Origin of the sequence: Salipiger sp. HF18 (assembly GCF_011806505.1) — a bacterium.
In the GTDB taxonomy this organism is placed as follows: Bacteria; Pseudomonadota; Alphaproteobacteria; order Rhodobacterales; family Rhodobacteraceae; genus Salipiger; species Salipiger thiooxidans.
In genome coordinates, this window is record NZ_JAATOS010000186.1 from 1 (window position 1) to 7,472 (window position 7,472).

Genomic DNA, 7,472 nt, shown 5'->3' on the forward strand with positions numbered 1-7,472 from the left:
TACGGCGTCAGCCGTGCCGACCAGGATGCCTTCGCCGTGCGCTCGCAGGACCGCTGGGAAGCGGCCCACAAGGCCGGCGTCTTCGCCGAGGAGATCGTTCCGGTGACGATCCCGCAGCGCAAGGGCGACCCGCTGGTGGTGGACACCGACGAGCACCCGCGCCCCGGCACGACGGTCGACAAGCTGGCCAAGCTGCGCGGCGTCAACGGCCCCGATCTCAGCGTCACCGCGGGCAATGCCTCGGGCGTGAACGACGGCGCGGCGGGGGTGATCGTCGCCTCCGAGGCGGCGGCGGCCAAGAATGGCCTGACGCCGCAGGCGCGCATCGTCGCCATGGCGGCGGCGGGTGTCGCGCCCCGCGTGATGGGCATCGGCCCGGTTCCCGCGACCCGCAAGGTGCTCGACCGCGCCGGTCTGACGCTTGACCAGATGGACGTGATCGAGCTCAACGAGGCCTTCGCGGCGCAGGGCCTCGCGGTGCTGCGCGAGCTGGGCCTGCCCGATGACGCCCCGCATGTGAACGCCAATGGCGGCGCCATCGCCATGGGCCACCCGCTTGGCATGTCCGGGGCACGGCTCGTCCTGACCGCGACCCGGCAACTGCACCGCACCGGCGGCCGCTACGCCCTCTGCACCATGTGCGTGGGTGTGGGGCAGGGGATCGCGATGATCCTCGAACGTATCTGACCCCTTCAGGAGGAGGCACGACCATGTATGCACAGATGGTGAAATCGGAAGGCATGAAGTCGCTCGAGGAGATGAGCCCCGAGGAGCGCGCCTTTCAGGAGCGGGTCGACCGCGGCGACAAGATCGAACCCAAGGAATGGATGCCCGAGGGCTACCGCAAGACGCTGATCCGCCAGATCGGCCAGCACGCGCACTCTGAAATCGTCGGCCAGCTGCCCGAGGGCAACTGGATCACCCGCGCACCCACGCTCGAGCGCAAGGCGATCCTGCTGGCCAAGGTGCAGGACGAGGCCGGGCACGGGCTCTACCTCTATTCCGCCGCAGAGACGCTGGGCGTCAGCCGCGACGAGCTGATGGAAAAGCTGCACTCGGGCGCGATGAAATACAGCTCGATCTTCAACTATCCGACGCTGACCTGGGCCGACATGGGCGCGGTGGGCTGGCTGGTCGACGGCGCCGCGATCATGAACCAGGTGCCGCTGCAGCGGACCTCCTACGGCCCCTACAGCCGCGCGATGATCCGGATCTGCAAGGAAGAGAGCTTCCACCAGCGGCAGGGCTACGCGATCATGATGAAGATGGCGCAGGGCACGCCCGAGCAGAAGGAAATGGCGCAGGATGCGCTGAACCGCTTCTGGTACCCCTCGCTGATGATGTTCGGCCCGTCCGACAAGGACTCGGTGCACTCCGCCCAGTCGATGGCGTGGAAGATCAAGATGAACACCAACGACGAACTACGCCAGAAATTCGTCGACGAGACGGTGCCGCAGGCCGAGTACCTCGGCCTCACCGTGCCCGACGAGACGCTCACGTGGAACGAGGCGCGCGGCCATTACGATTTCGCCGAGCCCGAATGGTCCGAGTTCTTCGAGGTGATCAAGGGCAACGGCCCCTGCAACGAAGAGCGCCTCGGCGCGCGGCGCGAGGCCTGGGACAAGGGCGCGTGGTTCCGCGACGGGCTGACCGCCTATGCCGAGAAGGCCGCCGCACGACGCGCGGCATCGAACGTGGCCGCCGAGTAAGCGCGCCGATTGAGGAGGATGTGACATGACCAAGAAAGAATGGCCGCTCTGGGAGATCTTCATCCGGGGCCAGCACGGGCTGAACCACCGCCACGTCGGCAGCCTGCACGCCCCCGATGCCGAGATGGCGATCCGGAACGCCCGCGACGTCTACACCCGCCGCAAGGAAGGCGTGTCGATCTGGGTGGTGCCCTCGGCGGCGATCACCGCCTCGGCGCCGTCCGAGAAGGGCCCGCTCTTCGATCCGGCCGAGAGCAAGGTCTACCGCCACCCGACCTTCTTCGACATCCCCGACGAAGTGGGGCACATGTGATGCCCTCGCTTCCCGATGCCGCAACGCCGGATGTGGTCACGCTCGCCGAGCGTGCCGCAGCCGCACAGGGGCACGATCCGCACATCTCGGACGTGGCGCTGAAACCCGCCTTCTTCGACTGGCTCTGCCGGATGGGGGACAATTCGCTGGTCCTCGGGCACCGCATCTCGGAATGGTGCGGCCATGGCCCGGTGCTGGAAGAGGACATCGCGCTGGCCAACACCGCGCTCGACCTGATCGGCCACACCCAGATGTGGCTCGGCCTTGCCGCCGAGGTCGAGGGGGCAGGGCGCGACGCCGACAAGCTGGCCTTCCTGCGCGATGCGATGAAGTTCCGCAACCTCAAGCTGCTCGAGCTGCCGAACGGCGACATGGCGGTCACGCTCATGCGCGAGTTCCTCTTCGATGCCTTCCACTACGAGTTGCTGACCGCGCTGACCGGATCGTCGAGCCCGCGGGTCGCCGAGATCGCCGCCAAGGCGCTCAAGGAGGTGTCCTACCACCTCGAGCGGTCTTCGGACCTCGTGGTCCGGCTGGGCGACGGCACCGAGGAAAGCCACGCCCGGATGCAGGCGGCGCTGAACAAGCTCTGGCCCTACACCGGCGAGATGTTCGCCGCCGATGCGGTGGATGACGCCGTGGCCGAGGCCGGCATCGCGCCCGCGCTCGCGGACCTTCTGCCGCTCTGGCAGCGCACCGTGGCCGAGATGCTGGACGAGGCGACGCTGGTGCAGCCCGAACAGCGCTTTGACGCGCAATCCGGCGGCAAGCAGGGGCGGCACACCGAACACCTCGGCTACATCCTCGCCGAGATGCAGTTCCTGCAGCGCGCCTACCCGGGCGCAAGCTGGTAAGGCCGATGACCGCGGTTCTGCCATCCACCGAGCAGGTCTGGGACTGGCTGGGCGAGGTGCCCGACCCCGAGATCCCGGTGGTCTCGGTCACCGAGCTCGGCATCGTCCGCGAGGTCCGCTGGGAAGGCGAGACGCTGGTGGTGGCGGTGACGCCGACCTATTCCGGCTGCCCGGCCACCTCGGTCATCGACCTGATGATCGAGACCCAGCTGCGCGAGAAGGGCATCACCGACCTGCGGCTGGAACGCCGCCTGTCGCCGCCCTGGACCACCGACTGGGTGACCGACGCGGCGCGCGACAAGCTGCGCGCCTACGGCATCGCCCCGCCGGTCGACGGCACCGCCTCCGACGGCCTGATGGCGGGCCGCGCGGCGCGTCTGTCGGGCCGGTCGAACCTGGTGATCGCCTGCCCGCGCTGCGGATCGTCCCACACCGAGCGGGTCAGCCAGTTCGGCTCGACCCCCTGCAAGGCCAGCTATCGCTGCCGCGACTGCCTCGAGCCCTTCGACTACTTCAAGTGCCACTGAGCCATTCCGGTGCCCCGGGCGGGGCATCGCCTGCGCATTTCCCTGTCCAGACAGGAGGAGGTCTGACATGCCCCGTTTCCATCCCCTCGAAGTGACCGACGTCCGCCGCGAGACCCGCGACGCGGTGGTGGTCACGCTCAAGCCGCGCGACGAGGACGCGGAGAATTTCGGCTTCACGCAGGGCCAGTACCTGACCTTCCGCCGCGCGTTCGACGGCGAGGAACTGCGCCGGTCCTACTCGATCTGCGCGGGCGTCGACGAGGGCTGCCTCAAGGTCGGCATCAAGCGCGTCGACGGCGGCGCCTTCTCGACCTGGGCCAACGAAGAGCTCAGGGCCGGCGACACGCTCGACGCGATGGTGCCGCAGGGGCGGTTCTTCACGGTGCTCGATGCGTCCAGCGCCAAGAACTACCTCGGTTTCGCGGGCGGGTCGGGCATCACCCCGGTGCTGTCGATCATCAAGACCGTGCTGGCGCATGAGCCCAACGCCACCTTCACGCTGGTCTACGCCAACCGCCAGGTCGGCTCGATCATGTTCCGAGAGGAACTCGAGGACCTGAAAAACACCTACCTCGGCCGTTTCTCGGTGATCCACATCCTCGAGAGCGAGGGGCAGGAGATCGACCTCTTCACCGGGCGCATCGACGCCGAGAAGATGGAGATGCTGTTCCGCCTCTGGATCGACGCCGAGGGCGTGGACACCGCCTTCATCTGCGGCCCCGAACCGATGATGCTGACCATCGCGGAGAGCCTGCGGCAGGCGGGGCTTGCGGACGACCAGATCAAGTTCGAGCTCTTCGCCTCGTCGCAGCCGGGCCGGGCCAAGACGCGCGCGGTCTCGCAGCAGGCCACCACCGCGGGCAACACCTGCGAGGTCTCGGTCACGCTCGACGGCGCGACGCGGACCTTCCAGATGCCGAAGGACGGCACCGCCGTGCTGGACGCCGCCATCGGGAACAACATGGACGCGCCTTACTCGTGCAAGGCGGGCGTCTGCTCGACCTGCCGCGCCAAGGTGCTCGAGGGCGAGGTCGAGATGGAGATCAACCACGCGCTCGAGGACTACGAGGTGCGCGCCGGCTACGTGCTGTCGTGCCAGTGCATTCCGCTCTCCGACAAGGTGGTGCTCAGCTATGACGAATGACACCGACACCATGCCCATCGCCGAGTATCTCGCGCAGGGTGGCAAGCTGACCTCTCCCGAGAACGTGCCGCCGCGCTACCGCGGCGAGCTCTTGCGGCTGATGTCCTCCTTCGTGGACAGCGAGCTTGCGGGCTCGGCGGGCTTCGCCGGGGCGATCAACTGGGCGCCGGGCATCAAGGCGCGCATCGCCGCCAGCCGGATCACGCTGGAGAAGGCCGACCATGCCGAGCGTGTGCTCGACCTGATGGAGGGCTTCGGCACCGACAAGGCGCTCTATGAACGCGCCCATGACTGGGCCGCGCGCGAGGACCGTGACAGCACCCTCGAGGCGAAGCGCCACGGCGGCGACATGCGGCTCTCGGTCTTCCACTACCCGCTGACCGGCTGGACCGACGCGGTGGTGATGAACGTGCTCATGGGCCTTGCGACGCAGCACGCCGTGGGCGAGCTGGCGCGCAGTTCGTACCAGCCGCTGGCCGAGGTGCTGCGCGACATCCTCCCGCGCGAGAAGCGGCACATGGAGCTGGGCCTCGAGGGGCTCGAGCGGATCGGCGCGACGGATGAGGCAAAGGCTTCGGTCGCCTACTGGATGCCGCGCGTGGCCGAGACCTTCGGCCCGGCGGTCTCGGAGCGCTTCGAGAAGCAACAGGCGATGGGCCTGCGCCACACCGACAACGAGACGCTGCGCAGCGCGTGGCGCGCCGAGGCGGAGAGCGTGCTTTCCCCCCTCGGGCTCTGCTGAACAGGAAGGACGAGCAAATGCTGGATACGGGACGCACCGCCCGCCGCCTCGAGAGCTACGTGCAGGGCGCCTGGCGCGCCGGGCAGGGCGAGGGCAAGCCGCTCGCCAACGCCGCCACCGGGGAGGTGCACGCCTACATCGGATCGGACGGGCTCGATTTCGCCGGGGCGCTGGACTGGGGCCGCGAGGTCGGCGGCAAGGCGCTGCGCGGCCACACCATCCACGAGCGCGCGCTGATGCTGAAGTCCATCGGCATGAAGCTGATGGAGATGAAGGACGAGTTCTACGCCGAGAGCCTCGCCACCGGCGCCACCGCCCGCGACGCCTGGCCGGACATCGACGGCGGCATCGGGACGATGCTCACCTTCGCGTCGAAGGCCCGGCGCGAGCTGCCCAACGCCAGGGTGGTCCCCGAGGGCGCGGTCGAGGGGCTGTCGCGCGACGGCAGCTTCGTCGGACAGCACATCCTCGTGCCGATGCGGGGCGTGGCGATCCACATCAACGCCTTCAACTTCCCGGTCTGGGGGATGCTGGAAAAGATCGCGCCCGCGCTGATCGCCGGCATGCCCTGCCTCGTGAAGCCCGCTTCGGCCACCGCCTATTTGAGCGAGCTGGTGGTGCGGCGCATCCTCGAGATGGGCATCCTGCCCGACGGTGCGCTGCAGATCGTCTGCGGCGGCGTCGGGGATCTGCTGGACCACGTGACCGGGCAGGACATCGTCACCTTCACCGGCTCGGCCTCGACCGGGCGCAAGCTGAAGGCGCATCCGGCGATCATCGAGAACTCGGTGCGCTTCACCATGGAGGCCGACAGCCTCAACGCCGCGATCCTGGGCCCCGACGCGGTGCCGGGCACGCCGGAGTTCGATCTCTTCGTCAAGGAAGTGCACCGCGAGATGACTGCCAAGGCGGGGCAGAAATGCACCGCGATCCGCCGCGTAATCGTCCCTAAAGGGCAGGAACAGGCGGTGATCGAAGCGCTGTCCGACCGGCTTGGCAAAACACCGCTGGGGCTGCCGGACGACGCCGACGCGCGCATGAGCGCGCTGGCCTCGCTGGGCGACCGGGACGGCGTGCGCGAGAAGATCGCCGAGATCGCCCGCGAGGCAGAGATCGTCTACGGCGATCCGGCAAGGGTCGAACTGGTCTCGGGCGATGCCGAGACGGGCGCCTTCCTCAACCCGGTGCTGCTGCACTGTGCCGATCCTCTGACCGCCACCGCCCCGCATGACATTGAGGCCTTCGGTCCGGTGGCGACGGTGATGGCATATGACGGCCTCGACGAGGCGGTCACGCTCGCGATGAAGGGCAAGGGCTCGCTGGTGTCGTCGGTCTTCACCAACGATCCCGCCGTCGCGGCCGAGCTGGTGATCGGCGTCGCGCCCTTCCACGGGCGGGTGATGCTGGGCAACCGCGACAGCGCCAAGACCTCGACCGGCCACGGCGCGCCGCTGGCACCGCTGGTGCACGGCGGGCCGGGCCGCGCGGGCGGTGGCGAGGAAATGGGCGGCATGCGCGGGGTGAAGCACTTCATGATGCGCACCGCCGTCCAGGGCACGCCGCGGCTGCTCTCGGCGGTCACCGGGGAATGGGTCGCGGGCGCACCGGTCGTGCAGGGCACGCACCCGTTCCGCAAGTCGCTGGCCGAGCTCGCCATCGGCGACCAGCTGGTCACCGAGCGCCGGGTCATCACCGAGGAAGACGTCGAGCACTTCGCCCATTTCACCGGCGACACCTTCTATGCCCACATGGACAGCGACGCGGCCAAGGCCAACCCGTTCTTCGACGACCGCGTGGCGCATGGCTACCTCATCGCTTCCTTTGCGGCGGGGCTCTTCGTGCAGCCCGATCCGGGCCCGGTGCTGGCCAACTACGGCGTCGACAACCTGCGCTTCCTGACGCCCGTCTACTTCGGCGACAGCCTGCAGGTTCAACTGACCTGCAAGCAGATCAACCCGCGCGAGGGCACGGTCTACGGCGAGGTGCGCTGGGATTGCCGCGTCACCAACCAGAACGACGAGGTGGTGGCCGAGTACGACGTGCTGACCATGGTGGCCAAGAGCTGGCCGCTGCCGCAGGAGGCCTGAGCATGGCGATCTGGGCCTGGGACGGGGTGGTGCCGGTGGTGGCCCCCTCGGCCTTCGTCCACCCCGAGGCCGTGCTGATCGGTGACGTGATCGTGG

The 7,472-nt window shown here is 68.6% G+C and carries 8 protein-coding genes; all 8 read left to right on the forward strand.

Features of this window, described 5'->3' with window-relative positions:
• On the forward strand, window positions 1–687 hold a 687-nt coding region (locus tag HC022_RS15115), incomplete at its 5' end, for an acetyl-CoA C-acyltransferase (RefSeq protein ID WP_167453000.1).
• A gap of 23 nt (window positions 688–710) precedes the next feature.
• Complete coding sequence (paaA, locus tag HC022_RS15120; RefSeq protein WP_167453001.1) at window positions 711–1,709, forward strand: 1,2-phenylacetyl-CoA epoxidase subunit PaaA; 999 nt, start codon at window positions 711–713, stop codon at window positions 1,707–1,709.
• Window positions 1,710–1,734: 25 nt separating this feature from the next.
• The gene (gene paaB / locus HC022_RS15125; protein WP_008887762.1) at window positions 1,735–2,022 is read left to right on the forward strand and encodes a 1,2-phenylacetyl-CoA epoxidase subunit PaaB; all 288 of its coding nucleotides are present in this window, start codon (window positions 1,735–1,737) and stop codon (window positions 2,020–2,022) included.
• Window positions 2,022–2,876: a 1,2-phenylacetyl-CoA epoxidase subunit PaaC gene (gene paaC / locus HC022_RS15130; protein ID WP_167453002.1), complete on the forward strand. Its 855-nt coding sequence runs from the start codon at window positions 2,022–2,024 to the stop codon at window positions 2,874–2,876. Before paaB ends, paaC begins: the two co-directional genes overlap by 1 nt.
• A gap of 5 nt (window positions 2,877–2,881) precedes the next feature.
• Window positions 2,882–3,403 carry a 1,2-phenylacetyl-CoA epoxidase subunit PaaD gene (paaD, locus tag HC022_RS15135; protein ID WP_089960272.1) on the forward strand — a complete coding sequence of 174 codons (522 nt, stop codon included), beginning with the start codon at window positions 2,882–2,884 and terminating at the stop codon, window positions 3,401–3,403.
• Window positions 3,404–3,470: 67 nt separating this feature from the next.
• On the forward strand, window positions 3,471–4,547 hold the full coding sequence (gene paaE / locus HC022_RS15140; RefSeq protein WP_167453003.1) for a 1,2-phenylacetyl-CoA epoxidase subunit PaaE: 1,077 nt from the start codon (window positions 3,471–3,473) through the stop codon (window positions 4,545–4,547).
• Window positions 4,537–5,289 carry a Phenylacetic acid catabolic protein gene (locus HC022_RS15145; protein ID WP_167453004.1) on the forward strand — a complete coding sequence of 251 codons (753 nt, stop codon included), beginning with the start codon at window positions 4,537–4,539 and terminating at the stop codon, window positions 5,287–5,289. The genes paaE and HC022_RS15145 overlap by 11 nt, the downstream gene beginning before the upstream one ends.
• A gap of 17 nt (window positions 5,290–5,306) precedes the next feature.
• Window positions 5,307–7,376 carry a phenylacetic acid degradation bifunctional protein PaaZ gene (gene paaZ / locus HC022_RS15150; protein WP_167453005.1) on the forward strand — a complete coding sequence of 690 codons (2,070 nt, stop codon included), beginning with the start codon at window positions 5,307–5,309 and terminating at the stop codon, window positions 7,374–7,376.
• Window positions 7,377–7,472: the final 96 nt, after the last annotated feature.